This is a genomic window from Micromonospora sp. LHW51205 (genome assembly GCF_003315815.1).
GTDB classification, from domain to species: Bacteria; Actinomycetota; Actinomycetes; order Mycobacteriales; family Micromonosporaceae; genus Micromonospora; species Micromonospora chalcea.
In genome coordinates, this window is record NZ_QMEZ01000010.1 from 177,964 (window position 1) to 198,778 (window position 20,815).

Here is a 20,815-nt window from a genome sequence, read left to right on the forward strand (position 1 = left end):
CCCGGCACGGACATCCGCGCAGCGGGTATGCCCGCCGGGTCGCCGGCCGCCCCGCGCGCCGGCAGGGCGGAGGTGCCGATGACGGCCGAAGGGGACACCGAGGCCGCCGGGATGCGTTCGGACACGGGCCGGGCGATCGGGTTCAGCGACGCGGTCTTCGCCATCGTCATCACGCTGCTGGTCCTCGACCTGCGGGTGCCCGAGACGGCGCCGGGCGGAATGCTGCGCGCGCTGCTCGACCAGTGGCCGGTCTACCTCGCCTACGTCACGTCCTACCTGTACGTGGCGGTCAACTGGCTGAACCACAAGGGGACGTTCCACCGGGTCCGCTGCGCCGACCGGGGACTGCACTGGGCCAACCTCGGCGTGCTGTTCAGCGTGGCGCTGCTGCCGTTCGTCACCGCGCTCGTCTCCCGCGCGGTGGAGGAGGGCGACGTCTTCGACGAGCGGGTCGCGGTGTCCGCGTACGGGCTGGTCGGCGTGATCCTGTCGAGCACGTGGCTGTGGCTCTACCACTACCTGAGCCGGCACCCGGAACTGCTGGAGCCGCACGTCCCCGCCCGTTTCTTCGAGGCCGAACGCGTCCGGGCGCTGCTCGGCGTCCTCGCGTACGCGATCGCCGGTCTGGTGGGCGTGTTCCTGAGCGTGCCGGTGGCGCTCGTGGTGCTCCTGCTGCTGCCGATCTTCTACGGGCTGTCCAGCAACGGCTTCTACGACCTGCGCCGGCGCCTGCGCCACCGGCGGTGACGCCCCGCGTTACCCCGCCTCGGGCGGCGGGTAGACCGCCGTGCCGACACCGAGAGGGGAGCACCATGACAACGGTCGGAGAGTTCATGACGACCCGGTTGGTGACGATGGACGGCAACGACACGCTCACCGCCGCGGCGCAGGAGATGCGCGACAGCGCCATCGGCGACGTGGTGGTGACCGACGGCGACAACGTGGTCGGTATCGTCACGGACCGGGACATCACGGTGCGGGGCGTGGCCGAGGACATGGATCCCACCTCCACCCGGCTCAACCAGATCACCAGCAAGGACGTGGTGACGGTGAGCCAGTACGACGACGCCGTGGCCGCCGCCGACCTGATGCGCACGTACGCGGTCCGCCGGCTCCCAGTGGTCGAGGACGGCCGGCTGATCGGCCTCATCTCCATGGGTGACCTGGCGGTCGAGCGGGAACCCCAGTCGGTGCTCGCGGACATCAGCGCCGACGACCCCAACAACTGACCTGACCGACGCGGTGACGCCGGCTCCCGGTTCGGGGGCCGGCGTTCCGCGTCACGCAGGCGACGCGGCGGTCACCCGGATCGGGCGAGGTTGACCGCGGAACGGGTGGGGACACCGCATCCCGGACGGAAGACCGCGGAACGCGGGAGGAGTCGCCCGGATGGTGGACATGGCCACAAGATTCTTCGAGGACCTGGACCGGCGGGGGTTCGAGCCCCTGTTGGTCAAGACATCCGGAACGCTGCGCTTCGACCTGCACGAGGGCCCGCACACCACGCACTGGCTGCTGGAGATAGAACGGGGCAACCTGCGGGTCCGGCAGGAGGACGGCGAGGCGGACACCGTGGTCGGCACCGAGCCGCGCCTCTTCGCCGAGCTGGTCGGCGGTGAGGAGAACGCCATCGCGGCGCTGCTGCGGGGCGACATGACTGTCGTCGGCGACCTCCGGCTGGTGTTGCAGGTCGAGCGGGTCTTCCCCGGTCCGCCGGACTCCCGGGGACCACGTCACACGTTCGGTGGGAGGGGCGCCTGATGCCCGGGCAGAACACCGTCCGCATCCTGGACGGCAACACGTTCGTGGTCAGCGAGGACAGCGGCGACATCGAGGCCACCCCGAACGAGCCGACGGGTCTTTTCTCGCTCGACACGCGCTACCTGTCGAAGTGGGTGCTCACCGTCAACGGCGAGCGGCTCAACGTCCTGTCCTACGACGACCTGCAGTACTACGAGGCCCGGTTCTTCCTGGTGCCCGGCATGGCCACGCACTACATCGACGCGAAGCTGTCGGTGATCCGGGAACGGGCGGTGGGCGGCAGCTTCCGGGAGACGCTGACCATCCTCAACCACGACGAGAAGGCGGTCGACCTGGAGGTCCGGATGGACGCCGGGTCCGACTTCGCCGACCTCTTCCAGATCAAGGACGAGATCCTGAACAAGAAGGGCGAGCTGTACGCCGAGGCCGAGTCGGACCGGCTGCGCCTGGGCTACCGGCGGGGCAACTTCCGGCGCGAGACCGTCGTCTCCGCCAACCAGCCGGCCCGCTACGACCAGCGCGGCTTCGCCTGGAGCCTGCGGCTGGAACCCAACGAGCAGTGGGACGCCGTCATCGACGTGCAGACGTTCGCCATCGGTCCCGGCGGCCGGGACCTGCGGATCGGGCTGCGCGCCCACGGCGTCGAGCGGCTCGCGCTCCAGCACGACCTGGAGGAGTGGATCAGCCGGGCCCCGAAACTGAACAGCGAGCACGAAGATCTCGCCGCGACCTACCGGCGGAGCCTGGTCGACCTCGCTGCGCTGCGCTTCTCGCCGCTGTCGCTCGGCGGGCAGACGCTGCCCGCGGCCGGCCTGCCCTGGTTCATGACCATGTTCGGCCGGGACAGCATCCTCACCTGCCTGCAGGTGCTGCCGTTCGCGCCGGAGATGTCGAAGACCACGCTGCGGATCCTCGCCGCGCTGCAGGGCACCCGGTTCGACGACTTCCGGGACGAGGACCCGGGCCGGATCCTGCACGAGATGCGCTACGGCGAGACCGCCGCGTTCGAGGAGCAGCCGCACTCGCCGTACTACGGCTCGGTGGACGCCACCCCGCTGTTCGTGGTGCTGCTCGACGAGTACGAGCGGTGGACGGGCGACGGGGCGCTGGTCAAGGAGCTGGAACTGGAGTGCCGGGCCGCGCTGAGGTGGATCGACAAGTACGCCGACCTGATCGGCAACGGCTACATCTGGTACGAGCGGCGCAACACCGACACCGGCCTGGAGAACCAGTGCTGGAAGGACTCGTGGGACTCCATCTCGTACGCCGACGGCACGCTGCCGCCGTTTCCCCGGGCCACCTGTGAGGTGCAGGGCTACGCGTACGACGCGAAGATGCGCGCGGCCCGGCTGGCCCGGGTGTTCTGGGGCGACCACACGTACGCCGACCAGCTCGAACGCGAGGCCGCGGAGCTGAAGCGGCGCTTCAACCAGGACTGGTGGGTCGCCGACCGCGGCTTCTACGCGCTCGCGCTGGACCCGGACGGGCGCCAGTGCGATGTGCTCAGCTCCAACATCGGCCACCTGCTGTGGAGCGGGATCGTGGACGAGGAACGGGCGTCGAGTGTCGCCGAGCACCTGGTGGGGCCCCGGCTCTGGTCCGGCTGGGGGGTGCGGACGCTGGCCGAGGGCGAGGTCCGCTACAACCCGATCGGCTACCACAACGGCACGATCTGGCCGTTCGACAACTCGTTCGTCGCCTGGGGCCTGCGCCGGTACGGCTTCAACGAGGAGGCGGCCACCGTGGCCAACGGCATCCTCGACGCGGCCGCCTACTTCGACGGCCGACTGCCCGAGGCGTTCGGCGGCTACCAGCGGGAGCTGACGAAGTTCCCGGTGGAGTACCCGACCGCGTGCAGTCCGCAGGCGTGGTCCACCGGCGCGCCGCTGCTGCTGATCCGCACCATGCTGGGCCTTGAGCCGCACGAGGGGCACCTGGCGGTGGACCCGCGCCTGCCGATGGGCATGGGACGCATCGAGGTGCTGGACATCCCGGGCCGCTGGGGCCGGGTGGACGCGTTCGCCCGGGGCCGGCTCGACCTCGACGAGCTGGCCGAATGAGTCAGTGCCCGGGCGGACGCGCGGTGTGCGCCTCGTCCGGCGGCAGCAGGCAGAACTCGTTGCCCTCCGGGTCGGCCAGCACGGTCCAGCGCGGCAGCTCGCGTACCACTGTCGCGCCCGCCTCCAGCACGGCGGCCCGCTCCTCGGCGTCGCCGACCAGGTCGAGGTGGATCCGGCCGGGCGCGGGCAGCTCGGCGGCGGGGCTGATCCACAGGTCCGGCCGCCGCCCGTGCGGGTCGCGCAGCAGCACCGCCTCGGCCGGGGCGAGCGTGCCCTCGGCGAGCTTGACCCGGTCCTCCTCGACCACCGGCAGCCCGGTGACCGCGCTCCAGAACGGCGCGAGCAGGTACGGGTCGCGGCAGTGGATGACGATCGCGGCGAGGTCGGGCATGCCTCGAACCTAGTCGCCCGCGACGGCGGGCAGGACGTTGTCCAGGAACGCGGCGGACACCGCCCCCGGTACGCGAGCCCGGTCTGCCGAGGGCAGATCGCCCCTACGGTCGCGTAACCTACTCGGGGTAAAGTAGCGGGATGTCGGAACTCGTGTACCCGCCCGTGATCACCGCCGCGAAGACGATGTTCCGGCTCCTCGACCTGCGCCTCGACGTGTCCGGCAGCGAGCACGTGCCGCCCACCGGCGGCGCCGTGCTCGCATCCAACCACGTGAGCTACCTCGACTTCATCTTCTGCGGCTACGGCGCGCACCCGGCCAAGCGGCTGGTCCGCTTCATGGCCAAGGACAGCGTCTTCCGGCACCGCGTCTCCGGGCCGCTCATGCGCGGCATGAAGCACATCCCGGTCAACCGGGCCGCCGGCGCCGGCTCGTACGCCGCCGCGGTGAGCGCGCTGCGCCGCGGCGAGGTGGTCGGCGTCTTCCCGGAGGCGACGATCAGCCGCTCCTTCGTCGTCAAGGACCTCAAGAACGGCGCGGCCCGGATGTCGCAGGAAGCCGGCGTGCCGCTGCTGCCGGTCGCGCTCTGGGGCACCCAGCGCCTGTGGACCAAGGGCCGCCCGCGTACGCTCACCCGCCGGCACACGCCGATCACCATCATCGTCGGCGATCCGATGGACCCGGCCGCCTACCCGGACGCCACAGTCATGACCGCCGACCTGCGTACCCGGCTGTCGGCGCTCGTCGACCGGGCCCAGCGGGAGTACCCGGACCAGCCGTCCGGCCCGGACGACACCTGGTGGCAGCCGGCCCACCTGGGCGGCAGCGCGCCCACCCCGGAGGAGGCCGTCGAGCTGGACCGCTCCGAGCGCCGCACCCGCAGCGCCTCCTGACCCCCGCGGTCCGCAGCTCGGCTCGGCTCGGTAGATCTTGGTACGAATCTCATGACGTAGTACGTTCGTCTCATCTGGTGGTGTGCCCTCCAGGAGTGCGGTCCGCGCCCGGCCGAACTGAGCGAGTGGAGTCTCACGCAACGCCCCTCCGTTGCCGAGATCTTCGGCCGCCCACCACGCACATACGAGGAAAGGGCCGCCGAGAACGCTCACCTGTTCCGCCGACTGAGGACAGCCGCACCGCGCAAGGATGCACCTCCATGCCGCAGAGGATGCGCGCTCGGGGGAGGGTCAGCAGGCGGAACCGGGCTGGTCGCGGGCCGGGACGTCGGACAGCGCCCACGGCGACGCCTCGGCCACCGGCGGACGGTAGTAGTCGTCGCGGGACAGGAACTCCACCGGCAGCGAGCCCGGCAGCGTCACCGTGCCGAGCATCGGGCCGGGGGAGGCGGCGACCCGGGTGGCGAGCACGTCCCGCTCCGGCGGTGAGAGGTCGACCAGATCGGGGTTGGCCAGGCGGTATCCGGCCACCGCGCGGCGGACCTGCCGGGCCAGCCCGGCGACCGGCCCGACCGGGCCGGTCAGTGCCAGCGCCGGCTGCCGGATGGTGCGCAGCGCGTCGCAGACCACGCGCAGCTCGGCTGTGCCGTCGCCGTGATCGACCAGTTCCAGCCGGGACGGCCACTGCCAGCGGATCTGACCGCTGACCAGGCGGGACAGCCGGACCGGGCGCCGGTGCCGGGCACCCGTCCGGCTGTCCTGCCCGGGGACCACTGACAACTCGGAACCGCTGCAGACGTACGCCAGCCGGCGGTCGGTCACGGTGATCGTCGCCGGCGCGGGCAGCGCCCAGCAGCGGACGTCCTCGGTGGGGCCCAGCAGGTGACCGGCGACCCGCAGCAACTGATGCCCGAGTATGCGCTCACCCGGCTCGGGCACCAGCGCGTAACGCCGGTCCAGCACGGGACGGGTGGGGTCGGCGTCGGCGTCGAACCGATGCGGTCCGACGAAGAAGGGTGCGGCGTCCTCCGGCACGGTACGACCTCCCGGTGACGGTTGGCGGTATCAGGGAGCCTGCCGGATTCGTAGGGTGATTGTCATGACACCTGTTAGGGGGTCGGCCGGTCGGCCGACGCCTGCGACCGGTAGATGCCGATATCTTCCGGTCGGACGAGTCCGTCCTCGATCGCGCGGGCGAGCAGGGCCGCCTTCGTGGCAGCCGGACGCCCCGCTCGGGTGTACTTGATCCGCGCTCGGTCGACGTACTGCTTCACTGTGTGCTCGCTGATCTGCATCCGGCGCGCCACCGACGCCTTCGACATCGACTGGAACCACAACAGCAGCGCCTCGCGCTCCTTGTCCGACAGGGCCGGACGATCCGGCCGGGCGTCGCCGACCATCGCGCCGGCCAGCGCGGGCGGCACGTACGGCCGGTCCTGCGCCGCCGCCAGCACGGTGCCCACACAGTGCTCGCGTCCCTCGTGCTTGGCCAGGAACGCCACCGCGCCCGCGTCCAGCGCGGCCAGCATGGTCGGCGGGTCGCTGTGCTCGGAGTAGACCACCACCCGGCGCCCGGCCGCGCTCAGCTCGGCCAGCTTGTCCAGCACCATCCGGCCGTGCAGGCGCAGGTCGAGCAGCACCACCTCGGCGTCGGGCGCGGCCCGTAGCACCTCGTCCGGGTCGTCGCCGGTGGCCACCACCCGCAACCGCGGCTCGCCGGCCAGCCAGGCCCGCACCCCGTCGATCACCACCGGATGGTCGTCCACGATCGCCACCCCGATCGGCCACCCGGCGTTCACGTCCGCCGCCAGCGGGTCTGCGTCCATCTGATCTCCCCGTCCCGCTCGTGCAGGTGTTCCACCGGTCCGCCCCCACCGGTCGTCGTCTCGTCCGGGCCGTCGTGGTCCGGTGTCACCAGGCTGACCACCACCTCGTCCGGTCCCGCGACCACTGTCAGCCGCGCCCAGCCCTCGGCCGCGGCGAGCCCTGCCGTGAGCGGGTCGGCCAGCCCGCGCCGGATCTCCACCGGCAGCTCCGGTGGCGTGCCGACCGCCACCAGGTCGATCGGCAGTCCGTTGCGTTCGGCCAGGTCGGCCGCCGCGCGCAGCTCGTGCAGCAGCGCGTCGGGCACGTCGTCCGACTCGGCGATGAGCCGGCGCAGCCGGGCCGCGGCCAGCACCGCCCGCCGCCGCACCGCCGGGTCGGCCGGGTCGGCGTCGCCCGCCGCCAGTTCGGCCAGCACCTCCTCGGCGGTGCCGCTGACCAGAGCGAGCCGTTCCTGGCGCTCGGTGCGGGCCCGCTCGGCCGCCTCCCGCTCCGCCGCCACGGCCAGCGCCGCCGCCGCGGTGGCGGCCCGGGCCCGGGCCTGCGCGGTGAGCGCTGCCGCGCCGACGAAGACCGCCACCGGCAGGGTGGAGGTGCCGTAAACGTACATCGTGGCCCGGCTCAGATCGGCCGACGCGGTCGCGCCGTACAGCACCACCGCGGTCACCGCGATCGCGCCGTGCGCGGCGAGCATGACCAGCAGCCAGCGCACCGGCCGCCGCCAGAGCGCCAGCAGGAAGAACCAGGCCAGGCCGCCCCACACCCAGTTGGCGGTGCTGAACAGGAAGCGCTCGCCGGCGCCCGCGACGACCGCCGCGTCGACCACCAGCAGCGCCGCGGCCAGGCTCCGGGCCGGGGGCAGTTCGCCGCGCAGCAGAAGTACGCCGGCCCAGACCCCGATCAGCGCGGTCACCAGCCAGCCCACCGCCACCACGGCGGGGAAGGCCATTCCCGGTCCCGCCCGCAACACGGCCGGCAGCGCGATCGCCAGGTGCCAGGCCGCCGCGATGACGATGGCGGCGATCCGCGCGCCCCCGTCGGAGGCGTCGGCCACCGCGTGCGCCTCCGGCGGGGCGGTGGCCGGTCCGGGGCGCGTCGCCACCCGCGGCCGGGGAAGTGGACGCAGCACGGAGTCGGCGGTCACCGCCGCACCCGACTCAGTCGGCATCGGACCACTCCAGCCGAATCCGGGTGCCCGCGCCAGGGGCGGAGGTCACCAGCGCGCGTCCACCCACAGTGGTCATCCGCCCGTGGATCGACTCGCGCAGCCCGTACCGGTGGGCCGGGACCGTGGCGGGGTCGAAGCCCGGACCGTCGTCGACCACTTCGACCACGACGGCGCCGCCCTCGCGGGCCAGGCGCAGCGACGCGGTCGCGCCGGGTGCGTGCCGCGCCACGTTCGCGAGCGCGGCGGCGGCGCTGTCGGCTAGCGCCATGGCGACCTCCGCCGGCAGCCGGCAGGGCGCGAGCGTCGCGGTCACCGCCGGCCCGGGCGTTCCGGCGAGCACCTGGCGCAGCCGTTCGTCCAGGTCGGCCTCGCCGGCCGCGGTCGCGGACCGCGCGCCCGCCAGGGCGGTGAGGGTACGCAGATCGTGCGCGCACCGCTCGCGCAACGTCGCCGAGTCGGGTACCGCGCCGAGGCCGACCATGGTGAGCGTGCCCAGCACGGTGTCGTGCAGGTCGCGGTTCTGCCGCCGTTCGTCCTCGCGGGCGGCGCGCGCGACCACCGCCTCGTGGGACAGCCGCTGGTAGTCGGCGAACGCGGCGTCGGCGCGGGCGATCCGGCGGCGCATCACCGCTGTCATCACCGCCGCGCTTCCGGTCTGCACCAGCAGCGTCCCGGCGTGCGCCCGCGCCTCGACCGGGTTGCCGGCCAGCGTGGTGCCGGTGACGTACGCGGCGGTGACCAGCAGCCCGGCCGGCACCGACCAGCGGGCCGGCGCGGTGGCCTGCGTGTTGATCACCGTCGAGCTGGCCAGCACCGCGATCCAGCTCGCCTCGCCCGGCAGCACCTCCGGCGCGACCAGCCACGGGACGGCGAGCGCGGCGGCGGTGGTGAGCGCGACGTCCCCGGCCACCAGCGGGCCGTCGATGCCGTGCCGGAACGCCCGCCAGGCGTACCAGACCGACCAGACGGTGAGGACGACGACAGCGGGGATCAGCAGCGCCACCCGCACCGGCGGTGTCCGCACCGACAGTGCGACCACCGCGCCGACCAGACCGCAGGTGAGTCGCAGCAGCGCGGGAAGCGTCGTGAAGATCAGCGTGAACGCCTCAGCCGCCGGCCGGGCCTGGGTGGACCCGGGCAGAGACGTGGCGGCAGCGACCGGCATCGGGGGGATGTCCTTCCGGCAGCGACCCGGCCGGGTCCGCGCGGCATAGATTGACGCCGGAGAATAACACGGTTTGTGGGTACTGGTCACCCTTGGTGCTTGACGAGTTTCGCTCCGGCGTAAAGCAGCCGAGGCTCAGCGCCCCGCCGAGAAGCGGAGCCGCGGCCTCCGGTTTGCGGTTGCCGGCGTCTCCTACCCTGCGGGGTATGGCATACCAGCCGGCCATGGTGCCGCCGAAGAAGTCCAAGCGAACCCTGTTCATCGTGCTCGGCGTGGTGCTGGCGATCTGTTGCTCCGGCGGTGTGCTCGGCGGCTTCTTCCTCTTCCGGGTCGTGCAGGAAGCCACCGGTCCGGCCCGGTCCACAGCGCAGACCTACGCCGAGGCGATCGTCGACCGCGATTACCCCGCCGCGTACCGGCAGCTCTGCACCCGCGTACGCGACCGGGTCAGCGAGGCGGACTTCACCCGGCAGCAGTCCTCCCAGCCGGAGTTCACCGGCTACGAGATCACCGGGCTCAACGTGTCGAACAACAACGGCCGGGTGAGCGGGTCGACGACCATCCGGTTCACCCCGGCGGTCGGGACCAACGTGACGCAGTCGTTCCCGATGGTCAAGGAGGACGGGGAGTGGCGGATCTGCGAGTGAGCCGGTGGCGCTCCTCCGCGCGCACCTGATCCACTTGTCGCATGGCCCCATCTCCCACCGCACCGGTTCCCCCGGCCGTCGAGGACCGGCTCGCCCGCGAACGCAACGTCTGGCTCTGCACGCTGCGCCGGGACGGCTCACCGCACATGACGCCGGTGTGGTTCGTGTACGCCGACGGCGTCTGGTGGATCGGCTGCGAGGGCCGCAGCGTCAAGGCCCGCAACGTGGCGGCCGACCCCCGCGTCTCGCTCGCCCTGGAGGACGGCGTCCACCCGGTCGTCGCGGAGGGCGTCGCCCGACTGCACCGTGCCGACTTCCCGCCCGCGATCGTGGCGGCGTTCGCCGAGAAGTACGGCGGCTGGGACATCCGGCAGCCGGTCACACCGGACAGTGAACGGGTGCTGCTGGAGGTGCCCGTCCGGCGGTGGCTGCTCGCCGGCCGGGCACGCTAGTCCCCGGAGAACCCCCAGAAGTAGATCTCGCTCGGGACGCCCGCCTCGTCGTGCAGCACGGCGTACCGGCCGAACCAGCGCTGCTCGGCCAGCGGCGCGAGCGCCTCGACGTGCGCGCGGGTCGGCCTGGCGACGCCCACACGGGCGAGCGCTTCGGCCTCGGTCACCCGCTGGAACGTCCCGAAGCCGGGCTCCTCGCCGTCGGTCAGCACCCGCGACATGTCCAGGATGGAGTGGGTGCCGGACTCCTGTACCCGCTCGTCCGCCCACAGCTCCTCCTCGCTGCGGGGACGGTCCGGAAAGTCGGCGGCGGACGCACCGAACTCGCCCGGCGCCGCCCACCAGTAGTCGCCGGTCTCGAAGACCTGCCGGCGCAGTTCGTCAAGCGCGGCCTGGGCATCCGGCTGGTACGCCACGAAGTAGGTCCATCCCGATGCGCCCACGCTGCCTCCCGGTGATCCCGCTCGTCGACCGCCGTCGTGCGGCGGCGCACGCGATCATGCCCGGCACCACCGACGAAACCGGCGGGTCGACGCGACCAGGATTCCTGTGCCACTCTCCGCCTTGCGTCTGTCGTCGGGCCTGCGCGGGCGATCGCGCCTACGGGTGCGAATCGGTGATCGCGATCACCTCGTCGAGGCGGTCCAGGGCGGCCCGGAGATCGTCGACCCTGGCCTGGATGCGCTCGCGCTCGGCGCGCAGCATGGCCCGCTGCCCGGGGTCGGTGTGCCCGGAGTCCCAGCAGGGCAGGAGTTCGGCGATCCGGCTGCTGGTCAGGCCCGCCGCGTACATCTGCTGGATGAACCGGACCAGCGTGACCGTGTCCGGCCGGTAGAGGCGCTGGCCGGACGGGCTGCGCCTGGGGACGAGAAGGCCCTGCTCCTCGTAGTAGCGCACGGCCCGTACCGAGACACCGGCGCCGCGCGCCACCTCGCCGATGCGGATCAGCGGCTCGGTCACGGTGACCCCTCTCACCCCGGTTTCGGCGATCAACACTTGCCTCTGACGTCAACGTCAGGTTTTAGCGTACCGGGCATGGACATCAACGACTCGGTAGCCCTCGTCACCGGCGCCAACCGCGGCCTGGGCCGCGCCTTCGCCCAGCGCCTGCTCGAACGCGGCGCCCGCAAGGTCTACGCGACCGCCCGCCGGCCGGAGACCGTCGACCTGCCCGGCGTCGAGGCGCTGCCGCTCGACATCACCAGCCCCGCATCCGTACGGGCCGTCGCCGCTGCCGCCCCGGACGTCACGCTGCTCGTCAACAACGCCGGCATCCAGACCGGAACCGACCTGGTGACCGGTTCGCTGGAGGCGGTACGGCACGAGGTGGAGACCAACGTGCTCGGCCACCTGACGATGATCCGCGCGTTCGCGCCGGCCCTCGCCCGCAACGGCGGAGGCGCGATCGTGAACGTGCTCTCCGCCATGTCGTGGTTCGGGACCAGGGGCGCCGGCGCGTACCACCTGACCAAGGCCGCCGCCTGGGCCATGACCAACGGCGTACGACTGGAACTCGCAGACCAGGGCACGCTCGTGACGGCGGTGCACCTCGGCCTGGCCGACACCGACATGTCAGCGGGCTGGCCCGTCGACAAGATCGCGCCGTCCGATCTGGCCGACGCGGCGCTCGACGGCGTCGAGGCGGGCGCCGCCGAGGTGCTGGCCGACCAGTGGAGCCGGGACGTCAAGTCCCGGCTGACGCTGACGCCGGAGGAGTTCAACGCCGCGATGGACCGCGCCCTGGCGGCGCTGGCGGCCTGACCGGGCCGGCGGTACGTGCCGGTCGTGGCCGCGTTCGCTGAGGCGCCACATCGCCGACCGGTTGCAGCGCGTTGACGGTGACCCGGAGGGTGTCGTGGCGCTTCCGATCACCCTGATGCAGGATGCAGCGGGTGACCTCGATCTATCGAACCGCTGCGGGCCGCGACAGGATCCGCCGGTGGTGCGAGGAACAGTTGACTGCATGGCCGGTCCCGCACGATCGACGCGTGATTCGCGCCCAGGCCGAAGACACTCACGTCGTCTCCGTCGGCGCAGGCCCGGTCACAGTCGTCTTCGTCGCCGGTGACCGCTTCAGCAGCACCGCCTACCTGCCGCTGCTCACTGCCCTGGCCCAGCGCTATCGGGTGGTCGCCGCCGACCTTCCAGGCCAGCCAGGGCTGAGCTCCGACGAAGCGGGCACCGCCGGTGGCCGGCTCACGTGGTACGGCTCGTGGCTGGGAGAGGTCATCGAGAAGACCACCGCCGGGCCGGTCGTGGTGCTCGGGCATTCGTTCGGCGGCGCTGTCGCGCTCGCCGCGGATCATCCGCGGATTCGGGGAAAGGTCGCCGTGTCTCCAGGCGGGTTGTGCCGGCTCCGGATCACACCCCGTGTCCTGCTGGCGTTCCTGGCCTGGCTGGTGCGGCCACGAGCTGCTTCGAGCCGTCGACTGCTACGCATCCTGTCTGCTCCCGGCCAGGAGCCCCGCGCCGAACTGGTGGAATGGATGACGCTGGTCGCCCGGCACGCCCGTCCGGTGAGTTCCGACGACCTCGTACCGGCGGCCGCTCACACGATGCCGGTCGTGGTCGCGAGCGGACACCACGACGTGTTCCTGCCCCCGGAACGACTGCGCGCAGGAGCACGACAGCGGATCCATGCGGACGCCGACATCGTTCCCGCCGCCGGCCATCTCGTCACCGACGAGCACCCCGACCTGATCGCCGCGCTGGTTGCCCGGCTGGAGGATCAGTGGCACTGAACAAGCGGGGCAGTCGGCCCATCGTCGTCGACGGCAACCGCTACTGCTGGCTCGTCCGCCGGAAGCCGACGTACAGCCAGGGTCTGACCTGGTCACCGTTGAGCTTCGCCGTTGAGCGCGCGGATCTGGCCGGGTGCGCCACTCTCGTCGTCCGACTCGCGTCACCGCGACCGGACAACTGGATGAATGCCGTGGCCTCTCCGGTGCTCCCTTCGCTGGTCGCGAGTGCCATCCGGCAGGGGCTTGAGCGGGGCTGGCAGCCGGAGCGTCCCGGCTCCCCGTTCCTGCTGGACCTCGGCGCTGACGAGCAGGGCTAGGGCCGGCGACGCGGAGCGCACCGCGCTGAAACACGTCCTTGGAACTCGTCTCGTGACCGTGCGGAAGGCCGGAAACGCGGTTCTCCGATTGGCGTTTCGCTCCGTAGGATCTCCGGCGATCAAGGGGGATGAACGGTGGGCGATTTCCAGCAGTTCGTGACGGATGTGACCTCACGTCTGTCCACCATGTCCAAAGGTGAGTTGTACCTCGTCGGCGACGGCCTCGACCGGGACTCACTCTGGCTCACCTTTCTCGAATCCTTCCCCGCCGGCACCAATCTCCGGTTCCGTGAGCGATCCGAGTACGACTGCTCGACCTGCCGCGGTTTCATCAAGCACTTCGGCAACGTCGTCGAGATCAACGCCGGGCGCGTCCGTACCGTCTGGTCCGGGCTTTCGGCCTCCGACCCGGTCTTCTCCGTGGTCGCCGCCGCTCTGGACGAGTTCGTGCTTTCGCTGCCGTTGTCCACCGTCTTCCGGTCCAGTCAGGCGCAGTACGGGACGAAGACCACCCGATCGCTGCGCGACGGCCAGGTCGAGGTGTGGCACCACCTGCACGGCCGGGTGGAGAAGCGGCATCGCACCGACGACGTCGGCGCGGCACAGAGCGACTTCAACGCCGCGGTGCAGGTCTTCCAGCGCGGCCTGGCCGAGTTGACCCCGCACGCTCTGGACACCGTCGTCGACCTCATCGACGACAACGCCCTCTACCGCGGCGCGGAGCATCGTCGGACGGTGGCCGAGTTCCGGTCGCTGCAGAACCGGTGGACGAAGGCGACCGACGGACGGGCCTTCGTCTTCGCCAACGCCATGAACCCGGCGGCACGCTTGCGCAACACGGTGATCGGCACCCTCGTCCAGGCTCTCTCCGCGGGCGTCGACCTGGAGCAGGCGGTCCGGTCGTTCGAGACGAAGGTGGCGCCGCAGAACTACCAGCGCCCCACGGCGCTGATCACCCCGGCCATGGTCAAGGCTGCCATGAAGACCATCGACGAGTTGGGCATCGAGGAGTCGTTGCAGCGACGGTTCGCCCGGCTGTCCGACGTGTCGGTCAACAACGTGCTGTGGGTCGACAACGACACCCAGCCGCAGATGAAGGACGGCATCGAAGGGCTGCTCATGCAGGCGGCCACCACGACGTCGAGAGGTGCGCGCCTGCGTGACGCGAAGCCGGAGGAGATCCCCGTGGTCTCCTTCCTGAAGGACATCCTGCCCGGCGCCAGCTCCATCGACCTGTGGGTCGCCAACACGCACGAGCCGCACTTCGTCAGTCTCACGACCGGCCGGCACCCGGCCGCTCCGCGGTTGTTCAGGTGGGACAACGATTTCGCCTGGTCGTACGGCGGCAACGTCGCCGACTCGATCCGGGAGAAGGTCAAGCGGGCCGGCGGCAACGTCACCGGCAAGCTGCGGGTGAGCCTGTCCTGGTTCAACCACGACGACCTCGACCTGCACGTGTTCGAACCAAACGGCGACCACATCTGGTACCAGGAGAAGCGCGACAAGCTGGACGTCGACATGAACGCGAGCGGGCCGCTCTCCCGCGAGCCGGTGGAGAACGTCACCTGGACCGACCACGTCCCCGACGGTGAGTACCGGATCGAGGTGAACCAGTACCGCAAGCGGGACAGCGCCCAGGTCGGCTTCGTGATCGAGACCGAGAGCAACGGGAAGATCGAGCATTACCGCCACGAGCGCGCGGTCGGCCACAAGGAGACCGTCGAGGTGGGGCGGATGACGGTTGCCGGCGGCGTGATCACCGCCTTCCGGCCGGGTAAGGACGTGCAGCGGGGCAGTGCGGGCAAGGAGTTGTGGGGGATCACCACAGAACAGTTCGTACCGGTGTCCACCGTCATGTACTCGCCGAACTACTTCGACGACAACGAGGTCGGCAACCGGCACTACTTCTTCATCCTGAAGGGGTGCGTGAACGACCAGCCGACGCGCGGGATCTACAACGAGTTCCTCCGCGGCGACCTGCAACCGCACCGCAAGGTGTTCGAGGTTCTCGGCGACCGCACCAAGTGCGAACCGTCCCCGGATCAGCTTTCCGGCCTCGGCTTCAGCTCCACGGTCCGCAACTCCGTGATCGCCAAGGTGACCATGACCGGCGGCCGGCGCCGCCTCGTCAGCATCCAGTTCTGATCCCCTAACCAGTAATCGGAGAGAGGTCACCGTGACCATTTTTGAGAAGGCCACCCGGGAGAAGTTCCGCTATCCGTCGGCGAAGGGACTGCTGACCACGGAGCAGTTGTGGGAGCTTCCGCTGACCGCCAAGTCCGGCTTCAGCCTCGACGACGTGGCCAAGGCGGTCAACGCTGAACTGAAGGCCGTCGACACCGAGTCGTTCGTGGCCACCGAGGCCAATCCGGCCAAGGCGACCCTGGAGACCAAGTTGGAGGTCGTCAAGCACGTCATCGCCGTCCGCCTCGCCGAGGACCAGGCGGCGAAGGCGGCGGCGGCCAAGAAGCTGGAGAAGGAGAAGCTGCTGGCGGTCCTGGGCCGTAAGCAGGACGCGGTCCTGGAGAACCTGACCGAGGCGGAGCTGCTGGCCCGGATCAACAACCTGTAGCCCGCTGACGATCTGGCCTGCGGTGGGGATGGTGCGCCCGGCAGGATTCGAACCTGCGGCCTTGGGATTAGAAGTCCCCTGCTCTATCCGCTGAGCTACGGGCGCGCGCCGACGGTCGTCGCGCCAAGAGGGTACCGCCGCTCCCCGTCCGCCCGGGGGTACGGGTCGGCGCGTCCGTTCCGCCCCTCAGCGTCCCATGCCGGGGCCCGGAACGGCACCACAGTTCCGGCGGGTCCCGCGTGGGCCGGGCGGGACGCGATCCGTACCCTCGTCGGATGCTGCTCGACCAGGAAACCGAGAACGAGATCGTCTTCGAGCTGTGTCAGCTCCTCGGACGGGCCATCCTGCCCGTCACCGGCTCGGACGGCCCGGGCACACCGCCCGGCGTCCTCGGCACCGCCTTCTTCTACAGCGAACTGGTCGGCGCCACAGACGACGGGGAGGTCGCGCACGAGTGGCTGCTCACCGCCGACGCGCTCACCGACCGGGCGTACGGCGAGATCGGGCTGCGGCCGAGCGTCACGGACCCGGCCGAGGGCGCGGACGAGCCGATCGACCTGCCCGGTTTCGCCGACCACTGGCTGCACCTGCCGGAACTGGGGCTCGCCGCGATGCCGACCGGCGGCCTGCACGGCTGGGCCGACGACCGGGGCTGGCGCTGGCGTACCCAGCAGGTCACCGAGGCGGTGGCCGCGCCGGCCGACTCGGTCGCCCGGATCGGCGCGGCGCCCGTCTCGGCGTTCGTGCTGGCCCTGGGCGCGGGTGAGGACGGGTCGCGGCCGTTGGAGGCGGTGGTCGAGCGGGTCGCCCGGGACGGCGGCGAGGTGCGGGTCACCACGGAACTGCCCGCCGGCTACGTGGGCGCGCCGGTGTTCGCGGTGGAGGCCGGACCGGACGGCGGACCGGCGCTGCGCTGCCTGGGCGTGGTGCTGCCGTGGCGCGCGGGCGGGCACCCGGTCGCGACGTTCGACCGGATCCGCGCCGCGCTCGCGGCGGTCGTCACCGACTGAAGCGGCGAGGCGGGTCCCGGCTCAGCCCTCGGCAGTCGCGTCGGCCGGCCGCCGAGGTGACGGCGGCGTCGTGGGCTCCGGCTCGGTCGGTCCGGCGCGGAGGAACCCCTCCGCCCACCGTCCGACCTCCGCGAAGACCTTCTCGCGTACGCCGGGACTGGACAGCGTGAGGTCGTGCAGCCCGCCGTCGAAGCGGGCCAGCGTGACGTGGCGGCCGAGGCGGGGCGCCCAGCGCACCATGTGCTCGACGTCGAGCACCGCGTCGGCGCCGGTGGCGCTGTCGTGCCACTTCGTGCCCCGGAAACTCCGCGTGGAACAGGCGAGCAGCACCGGCACCGGGATGTCCAGCCCGGCCCGCAGGCGACGCTGACCGGTGCGGATCGCGTTGATCCAGCCGGCCCGCACCGGGAACCCGGCGAGCGGCTTCCAGGCCAGGTCGTACCGCCACTCGCCCCGGTGGTCGGCGTGCAGGCTCTCGCCGTACACCGTGCCCAGGCCGAACGGCAGGACACGCTGCGGCGCCCTGCGGCCCAGGCGGGAGACGGCGGCCGCGAGGGGTCGACGGACCATCCAGGGCGCGTTGATGTCGAAGAAGGGGCTGTTGAGCACGATGCCGTCAACCAGGCCGGCGTCGCGGCGGTCGTGCGCCCACAGCGAGATGATCAGGCCGCCGGTCGAGTGGCCCATCGCGAGCAGGGTGTCGTGGCCCTCCTCGGCCCGGATGATCTCCGCGGCGGCGTCCAGCTCGGGGAAGTAGTCGCTCAGGTCGCGGCAGAAGTTCGGAGTCTGGTGCGCCAGCAGGCTGCGGCCGTACTTGCGCAGGTCGAGCGCGTAGAAGTCCCAGCCGCGCTCGGCGAAGAAGTCGGCTACGTGGGTCTGGAAGAAGTAGTCGACGAACCCGTGTACGTAGAGCACGGCGCGACCGGTCGGGCGGTCGGCCCGCCGCCGCACCAGGGTCGCGACGACCGGCCCCTCGTCGTCGGTGCCCAGGTCGATCGTCCGCCGCTCGTAGGGGGCGCCCAGCACGTCCGGTTCCACGACCGCGACGGTACGCCGCCGCGCTACCCGGCGGTAGGGGTGCTGGGCTGTAAGGAGGGGGCCCTTGTTAACGCATCCGGTAGAGGAAGGGCCCCTTCTTAACAACGCCTCGGCGCGGGGACGGCCCGCCCGCCGGCACCGAGCGGGCGGGCCGTGCCGGGATTCAGACGGTTTCGGCGTCCTCGCGTGCGGCGTCCTGCAACGGGACGCCCTCGGGCTGGTCGACGGCGCGCAGGTGCTTGTTGTTGCGCGGCTCCTGCCGGGTCTTCGCGTCGTTGAGCTTGCGGCGCAGGTCGTCCCGGACGTCGTTGAGCGCGGCGTGCAGATCCTCCTCGGTCGAGGTGGTGACGATCTTCTGCCGGCCGGCGATCCAGCACTCCAGGGTCACCTTCTGGCCCCGGGCCTCACGATCCTTGACGGACACCTCCAGCTCGGTGGCGTCGGCGTGGAAGCCGGCGAGCCGGGTGTCCAGGGTCGCGAACTGCTCGGCGATCCAGTTGCGGTCGCCCTGGGAGAACCCGGCGCCGACCCGCAGGCACTCGGCCACGGTCGCGGGGTTCGCCACGGCGCTCATCGCGCTGCCTCGCGGACGTCTCGGAGAAGCATCGGAGCTCCCTTTCTCTCGGTTGATCAAGTACTTACCCAACCGGCGCGATTCCGGAACGCCTGCTTGCCGGCTCCACTCGATCATGCGTCGCCGCAGGTCAGGCGCGTAGGGCCGGTTGACCTAGCAGATCGGGACCTTGATCAGGGGGTTGTCCACAGGGCGGTCCGTCATCCACAGGTACGGGCCGGGCGGGTGGCCCGGGCTAGGCGGCGGGCCGACGCTTTCCGGGACAAGTCGATCCCTGGGAGGGGCGATGTTCGATACGTACGTCACGATCGTCGGCAATGTGCTGACCGCGCCGGAGTGGCGCCGGACCACCCAGAGCGGAACGCTGGTGGCCAACTTCAAGGTCGCCTCGACCGCCCGCCGGCTCGACCGCGACAGCGGCCGCTGGGTCGACGGCAACAGCCTGCGGGTACGTGAGGTTACCATCTCCCACTATGGGCACGGCACTCAAAGACCCGCTCGGCCGCATTCGGGCGATCATCTACGTACGTCTTTCCTCGCACCGGGGAGACCTCGACCCCTCGACCTCGCCCGCGCGGCAAGAGGAAGTCTGCCGCGCGTACTGCGCGGCGAAAGGCTGGGACGTTCACCCGTACGTCGTGCGCGACCTGGACGTGAGCGGCTCCGACAAGGGTCTCAGACTCGACCGACCGGGCCTCGGCGAGATTCGCGACCGGTGGGGCGAGGTCGACGTCGTGATCTTCGCGAAGATCGATCGCCTCGCGAGAAACGTCGTCGACTTCCGAGCGTTCGCCGCCGAGGCCGAGCAGCACGGCGCGGCGCTCGTCTCCGTCGCGGAATCGCTCGACATGACCACGCCGTCGGGTCGTTTCGTCGCAACGATTCTCGCGGCCTTCGCCGAGATGGAAGCGGCGACCATCGCCGAGCGGGTCACAGCAGGCATCGCAGCGACACGCAAACTCGGTCGATGGGCGGGCGGTGCCGCCCCCTACGGGTACAAGGTCGTGCCCGCCCCCGACGGTCCGGGCTACGTGCTCGCACCCGAGCCTGAGGCGGCAGCAGCAGTGCGGGAAGCGGCCGAGCGGCTGCTGGCGGGCGAGAGCCTCTACCGGATCGCGCACGACTTCAACGCGCGGGGCGTGCCGACCCGCTCGGCAATGCTGATCGCCCAGGGCCGCACGCGACGCACGAAGCCCGCGCCGTGGTCAACTCAGGTCATTGCACAGATGCTCGTCAACCCGGCGACCGTCGGCCGGTCGGTCTACCGGGGCGAGGTGATGCGCGGCGACGACGGTCTGCCTCGGCAGCTCTGGGAGCCGATTCTCTCGCTCGACACGTGGCACCAGTTGCGGGCAGCGCTCGCGGCCAACGGCGACGGCGTCGAGGGACGCGGGCGGCGGGTGCGGGCGGCGCGTCTGCTCTCCGGTATCGCGACGTGCGCGGGCTGCGGCAGAAAGCTCTACGCCTCGTCGCGGAAGCACGCGAGCGGGGCAACCGTGCCGACGTACGCCTGCGCAGCCCGGCGCAACGGGCAGGGCTGCAAGGGCGTTGCGATCACAGCCGAGATGACCGAGCAGTACGTCGAGCGCGAATTTCTGCGCATGGTCGGGCACTGGCCGGTCGTCGACGTCGTGACGGTGGCGGTCGACGACGGACGGCGGGCCGACATCGAGGCGGCCATCGCCGACACGGCGCGACAGATGACCGAGCGCGGCGCAGACGTTCCGGCGCTCGCGGCGCGGCTCGGCGAGCTGCACGCGGCGAGGGAGGCGCTACCCGCTACGGCGGTCACGGAGATGCGCGAGGTCGAGACCGGCGAGACGTTCGCCGAGGCGTGGCAGGCGCGAGACGTCGACGGGCGGCGCACGCTGCTTGTTTCCGCCCGGGCTCGTGTTGTTGTCCATCGCGCGGCGGTGCATGGGCGAAAAATCTTCGACGAGTCCCGCATCGACCTTCAGCTTGGCGTCTTCGATGATCCAGAGGCGCAGCGGCTTGCCGAGATCGCAGCCGAAGAGGCGATGTAGCGGCCCGCACCCATTGCGCAGCCTCTATACAGTCGCGCCGTGAACTGGCGTCTGTCGGCTCCGCCTGAAAACTGACCCCGTGGTTCCGGCTGAATTTTGACCCCTTCCGGAAGCATCGGGAGGTGCTGAGCGTGGAGGACTGGGCGGAGATCCGTCGGTTGCACCGGGCAGAGCGGAT

23 protein-coding genes, 1 tRNA gene and 1 pseudogene are annotated in these 20,815 nt (G+C 71.3%); 15 read left to right on the forward strand and 10 right to left on the reverse strand.

Annotated elements, in window-relative coordinates:
- Positions 1 to 78 precede the first annotated feature (78 nt).
- From DQE82_RS27895 to DQE82_RS27910, 4 genes are all read left to right on the forward strand, one after another.
- The gene (locus tag DQE82_RS27895) at positions 79 to 747 is read left to right on the forward strand and encodes a TMEM175 family protein (RefSeq protein WP_113974669.1); all 669 of its coding nucleotides are present in this window, start codon (positions 79 to 81) and stop codon (positions 745 to 747) included.
- Positions 748 to 812: 65 nt separating this feature from the next.
- On the forward strand, positions 813 to 1,229 hold the full coding sequence (locus tag DQE82_RS27900) for a CBS domain-containing protein (RefSeq protein ID WP_043328834.1): 417 nt from the start codon (positions 813 to 815) through the stop codon (positions 1,227 to 1,229).
- 160 nt (positions 1,230 to 1,389) lie between these two features.
- A complete protein-coding gene (locus DQE82_RS27905) occupies positions 1,390 to 1,761 on the forward strand; it encodes an SCP2 sterol-binding domain-containing protein (protein ID WP_043328836.1) in 372 nt (123 codons plus the stop codon).
- The gene (locus DQE82_RS27910) at positions 1,761 to 3,821 is read left to right on the forward strand and encodes a glycogen debranching N-terminal domain-containing protein (RefSeq protein ID WP_043328837.1); all 2,061 of its coding nucleotides are present in this window, start codon (positions 1,761 to 1,763) and stop codon (positions 3,819 to 3,821) included. The genes DQE82_RS27905 and DQE82_RS27910 overlap by 1 nt, the downstream gene beginning before the upstream one ends.
- 1 nt (position 3,822) lies before the next feature.
- Here DQE82_RS27910 and DQE82_RS27915 read toward each other — a convergent pair whose 3' ends face one another.
- A complete protein-coding gene (locus tag DQE82_RS27915) occupies positions 3,823 to 4,212 on the reverse strand; it encodes a VOC family protein (RefSeq protein WP_043328838.1) in 390 nt (129 codons plus the stop codon).
- A 140-nt stretch (positions 4,213 to 4,352) separates the two neighbouring features.
- Here DQE82_RS27915 and DQE82_RS27920 point away from each other — a divergent pair, with 140 nt between their 5' ends.
- Entirely contained in the window at positions 4,353 to 5,105 is a 753-nt protein-coding gene (locus DQE82_RS27920) for a 1-acyl-sn-glycerol-3-phosphate acyltransferase (protein ID WP_030502236.1), read from the forward strand.
- 291 nt (positions 5,106 to 5,396) lie between these two features.
- Here the strand turns inward: DQE82_RS27920 and DQE82_RS27925 are convergent, their stop codons facing one another.
- The 4 genes from DQE82_RS27925 to DQE82_RS27940 all read right to left on the reverse strand — a co-directional run bounded on the left by DQE82_RS27925 (position 5,397) and on the right by DQE82_RS27940 (position 9,262).
- Complete coding sequence (locus tag DQE82_RS27925) at positions 5,397 to 6,140, reverse strand: hypothetical protein (RefSeq protein WP_069087280.1); 744 nt, start codon at positions 6,138 to 6,140, stop codon at positions 5,397 to 5,399.
- A 74-nt stretch (positions 6,141 to 6,214) separates the two neighbouring features.
- Positions 6,215 to 6,931 carry a response regulator transcription factor gene (locus DQE82_RS27930; protein WP_043328844.1) on the reverse strand — a complete coding sequence of 239 codons (717 nt, stop codon included), beginning with the start codon at positions 6,929 to 6,931 and terminating at the stop codon, positions 6,215 to 6,217.
- Complete coding sequence (locus DQE82_RS27935; RefSeq protein ID WP_113974656.1) at positions 6,901 to 8,097, reverse strand: hypothetical protein; 1,197 nt, start codon at positions 8,095 to 8,097, stop codon at positions 6,901 to 6,903. Before DQE82_RS27935 ends, DQE82_RS27930 begins: the two co-directional genes overlap by 31 nt.
- On the reverse strand, positions 8,087 to 9,262 hold the full coding sequence (locus tag DQE82_RS27940) for an ATP-binding protein (protein ID WP_113974657.1): 1,176 nt from the start codon (positions 9,260 to 9,262) through the stop codon (positions 8,087 to 8,089). The genes DQE82_RS27935 and DQE82_RS27940 overlap by 11 nt, the downstream gene beginning before the upstream one ends.
- A gap of 206 nt (positions 9,263 to 9,468) precedes the next feature.
- Here DQE82_RS27940 and DQE82_RS27945 point away from each other — a divergent pair, with 206 nt between their 5' ends.
- Together DQE82_RS27945 and DQE82_RS27950 are read left to right on the forward strand one after the other, a co-directional pair.
- Positions 9,469 to 9,909 carry a hypothetical protein gene (locus DQE82_RS27945; protein WP_043328848.1) on the forward strand — a complete coding sequence of 147 codons (441 nt, stop codon included), beginning with the start codon at positions 9,469 to 9,471 and terminating at the stop codon, positions 9,907 to 9,909.
- Positions 9,910 to 9,950: 41 nt separating this feature from the next.
- Positions 9,951 to 10,361 carry a TIGR03618 family F420-dependent PPOX class oxidoreductase gene (locus DQE82_RS27950; RefSeq protein WP_113974658.1) on the forward strand — a complete coding sequence of 137 codons (411 nt, stop codon included), beginning with the start codon at positions 9,951 to 9,953 and terminating at the stop codon, positions 10,359 to 10,361.
- Here DQE82_RS27950 and DQE82_RS27955 read toward each other — a convergent pair.
- Entirely contained in the window at positions 10,358 to 10,804 is a 447-nt protein-coding gene (locus DQE82_RS27955; RefSeq protein ID WP_043328852.1) for a hypothetical protein, read from the reverse strand. The genes DQE82_RS27950 and DQE82_RS27955 overlap by 4 nt on opposite strands.
- A 157-nt stretch (positions 10,805 to 10,961) precedes the next feature.
- Complete coding sequence (locus tag DQE82_RS27960; protein WP_197494987.1) at positions 10,962 to 11,321, reverse strand: MerR family transcriptional regulator; 360 nt, start codon at positions 11,319 to 11,321, stop codon at positions 10,962 to 10,964.
- A 75-nt stretch (positions 11,322 to 11,396) separates the two neighbouring features.
- Between DQE82_RS27960 and DQE82_RS27965 the strand changes: the two genes are divergently transcribed.
- The 5 genes from DQE82_RS27965 (at position 11,397) to DQE82_RS27985 (ending at position 15,991) form a co-directional block, all read left to right on the forward strand.
- The gene (locus tag DQE82_RS27965) at positions 11,397 to 12,122 is read left to right on the forward strand and encodes an SDR family oxidoreductase (protein ID WP_113974659.1); all 726 of its coding nucleotides are present in this window, start codon (positions 11,397 to 11,399) and stop codon (positions 12,120 to 12,122) included.
- A 131-nt stretch (positions 12,123 to 12,253) separates the two neighbouring features.
- A complete protein-coding gene (locus tag DQE82_RS27970; RefSeq protein WP_113974660.1) occupies positions 12,254 to 13,102 on the forward strand; it encodes an alpha/beta fold hydrolase in 849 nt (282 codons plus the stop codon).
- Positions 13,093 to 13,419 (forward strand): hypothetical protein, encoded by a 327-nt coding sequence (locus DQE82_RS27975; protein ID WP_113974661.1) that lies wholly within the window; start codon positions 13,093 to 13,095, stop codon positions 13,417 to 13,419. Before DQE82_RS27970 ends, DQE82_RS27975 begins: the two co-directional genes overlap by 10 nt.
- A gap of 135 nt (positions 13,420 to 13,554) precedes the next feature.
- Positions 13,555 to 15,564, forward strand: a complete 2,010-nt coding sequence (locus DQE82_RS27980; RefSeq protein ID WP_113974662.1) for a hypothetical protein — start codon at positions 13,555 to 13,557, stop codon at positions 15,562 to 15,564.
- A 31-nt stretch (positions 15,565 to 15,595) separates the two neighbouring features.
- Positions 15,596 to 15,991, forward strand: a complete 396-nt coding sequence (locus DQE82_RS27985) for a hypothetical protein (RefSeq protein WP_043328857.1) — start codon at positions 15,596 to 15,598, stop codon at positions 15,989 to 15,991.
- A gap of 29 nt (positions 15,992 to 16,020) precedes the next feature.
- On the opposite strand, the gene DQE82_RS27990 is transcribed toward DQE82_RS27985, so the two are convergent.
- Positions 16,021 to 16,096: transfer RNA gene (locus DQE82_RS27990), tRNA-Arg, on the reverse strand.
- A gap of 170 nt (positions 16,097 to 16,266) precedes the next feature.
- Here DQE82_RS27990 and DQE82_RS27995 point away from each other — a divergent pair.
- Positions 16,267 to 17,001, forward strand: a complete 735-nt coding sequence (locus DQE82_RS27995; RefSeq protein WP_113974663.1) for a hypothetical protein — start codon at positions 16,267 to 16,269, stop codon at positions 16,999 to 17,001.
- Between the two features lie 21 nt (positions 17,002 to 17,022).
- Here the strand turns inward: DQE82_RS27995 and DQE82_RS28000 are convergent, their stop codons facing one another.
- Positions 17,023 to 18,039, reverse strand: coding sequence for an alpha/beta hydrolase (locus tag DQE82_RS28000; protein ID WP_043328867.1), 1,017 nt, complete (start codon positions 18,037 to 18,039; stop codon positions 17,023 to 17,025).
- Positions 18,040 to 18,202: 163 nt separating this feature from the next.
- Positions 18,203 to 18,613, reverse strand: a complete 411-nt coding sequence (locus DQE82_RS28005; RefSeq protein ID WP_043328869.1) for an HPF/RaiA family ribosome-associated protein — start codon at positions 18,611 to 18,613, stop codon at positions 18,203 to 18,205.
- A gap of 286 nt (positions 18,614 to 18,899) precedes the next feature.
- On the opposite strand from DQE82_RS28005, the pseudogene DQE82_RS28010 reads away from it, so the two are divergent.
- A pseudogene (locus tag DQE82_RS28010) lies at positions 18,900 to 19,067 on the forward strand (single-stranded DNA-binding protein); the annotation flags it as partial.
- Between the two features lie 19 nt (positions 19,068 to 19,086).
- Positions 19,087 to 20,637 carry a recombinase family protein gene (locus tag DQE82_RS28015; protein ID WP_113974664.1) on the forward strand — a complete coding sequence of 517 codons (1,551 nt, stop codon included), beginning with the start codon at positions 19,087 to 19,089 and terminating at the stop codon, positions 20,635 to 20,637.
- Positions 20,638 to 20,815: the final 178 nt, after the last annotated feature.

Excerpts from the sequence above, each read along its gene's own strand:
- DQE82_RS27915 (WP_043328838.1), bottom strand. The coding sequence starts at position 4,212 with ATGCCCGACCTCGCCGCGATCGTCATCCACTGCCGCGACCCGTACCTG.
- DQE82_RS27940 (WP_113974657.1), bottom strand. The coding sequence starts at position 9,262 with ATGCCGGTCGCTGCCGCCACGTCTCTGCCCGGGTCCACCCAGGCCCGG.
- DQE82_RS27995 (WP_113974663.1), top strand. The coding sequence starts at position 16,267 with ATGCTGCTCGACCAGGAAACCGAGAACGAGATCGTCTTCGAGCTGTGT.
- DQE82_RS27950 (WP_113974658.1), top strand. The coding sequence starts at position 9,951 with ATGGCCCCATCTCCCACCGCACCGGTTCCCCCGGCCGTCGAGGACCGG.
- DQE82_RS27895 (WP_113974669.1), top strand. The coding sequence starts at position 79 with ATGACGGCCGAAGGGGACACCGAGGCCGCCGGGATGCGTTCGGACACG.
- DQE82_RS27935 (WP_113974656.1), bottom strand. The coding sequence starts at position 8,097 with ATGCCGACTGAGTCGGGTGCGGCGGTGACCGCCGACTCCGTGCTGCGT.
- DQE82_RS27920 (WP_030502236.1), top strand. The coding sequence starts at position 4,353 with ATGTCGGAACTCGTGTACCCGCCCGTGATCACCGCCGCGAAGACGATG.
- DQE82_RS28015 (WP_113974664.1), top strand. The coding sequence starts at position 19,087 with ATGGGCACGGCACTCAAAGACCCGCTCGGCCGCATTCGGGCGATCATC.
- DQE82_RS27930 (WP_043328844.1), bottom strand. The coding sequence starts at position 6,931 with ATGGACGCAGACCCGCTGGCGGCGGACGTGAACGCCGGGTGGCCGATC.
- DQE82_RS27945 (WP_043328848.1), top strand. The coding sequence starts at position 9,469 with ATGGCATACCAGCCGGCCATGGTGCCGCCGAAGAAGTCCAAGCGAACC.
- DQE82_RS27910 (WP_043328837.1), top strand. The coding sequence starts at position 1,761 with ATGCCCGGGCAGAACACCGTCCGCATCCTGGACGGCAACACGTTCGTG.
- DQE82_RS27965 (WP_113974659.1), top strand. The coding sequence starts at position 11,397 with ATGGACATCAACGACTCGGTAGCCCTCGTCACCGGCGCCAACCGCGGC.
- DQE82_RS27900 (WP_043328834.1), top strand. The coding sequence starts at position 813 with ATGACAACGGTCGGAGAGTTCATGACGACCCGGTTGGTGACGATGGAC.
- DQE82_RS28005 (WP_043328869.1), bottom strand. The coding sequence starts at position 18,613 with ATGAGCGCCGTGGCGAACCCCGCGACCGTGGCCGAGTGCCTGCGGGTC.
- DQE82_RS27905 (WP_043328836.1), top strand. The coding sequence starts at position 1,390 with ATGGTGGACATGGCCACAAGATTCTTCGAGGACCTGGACCGGCGGGGG.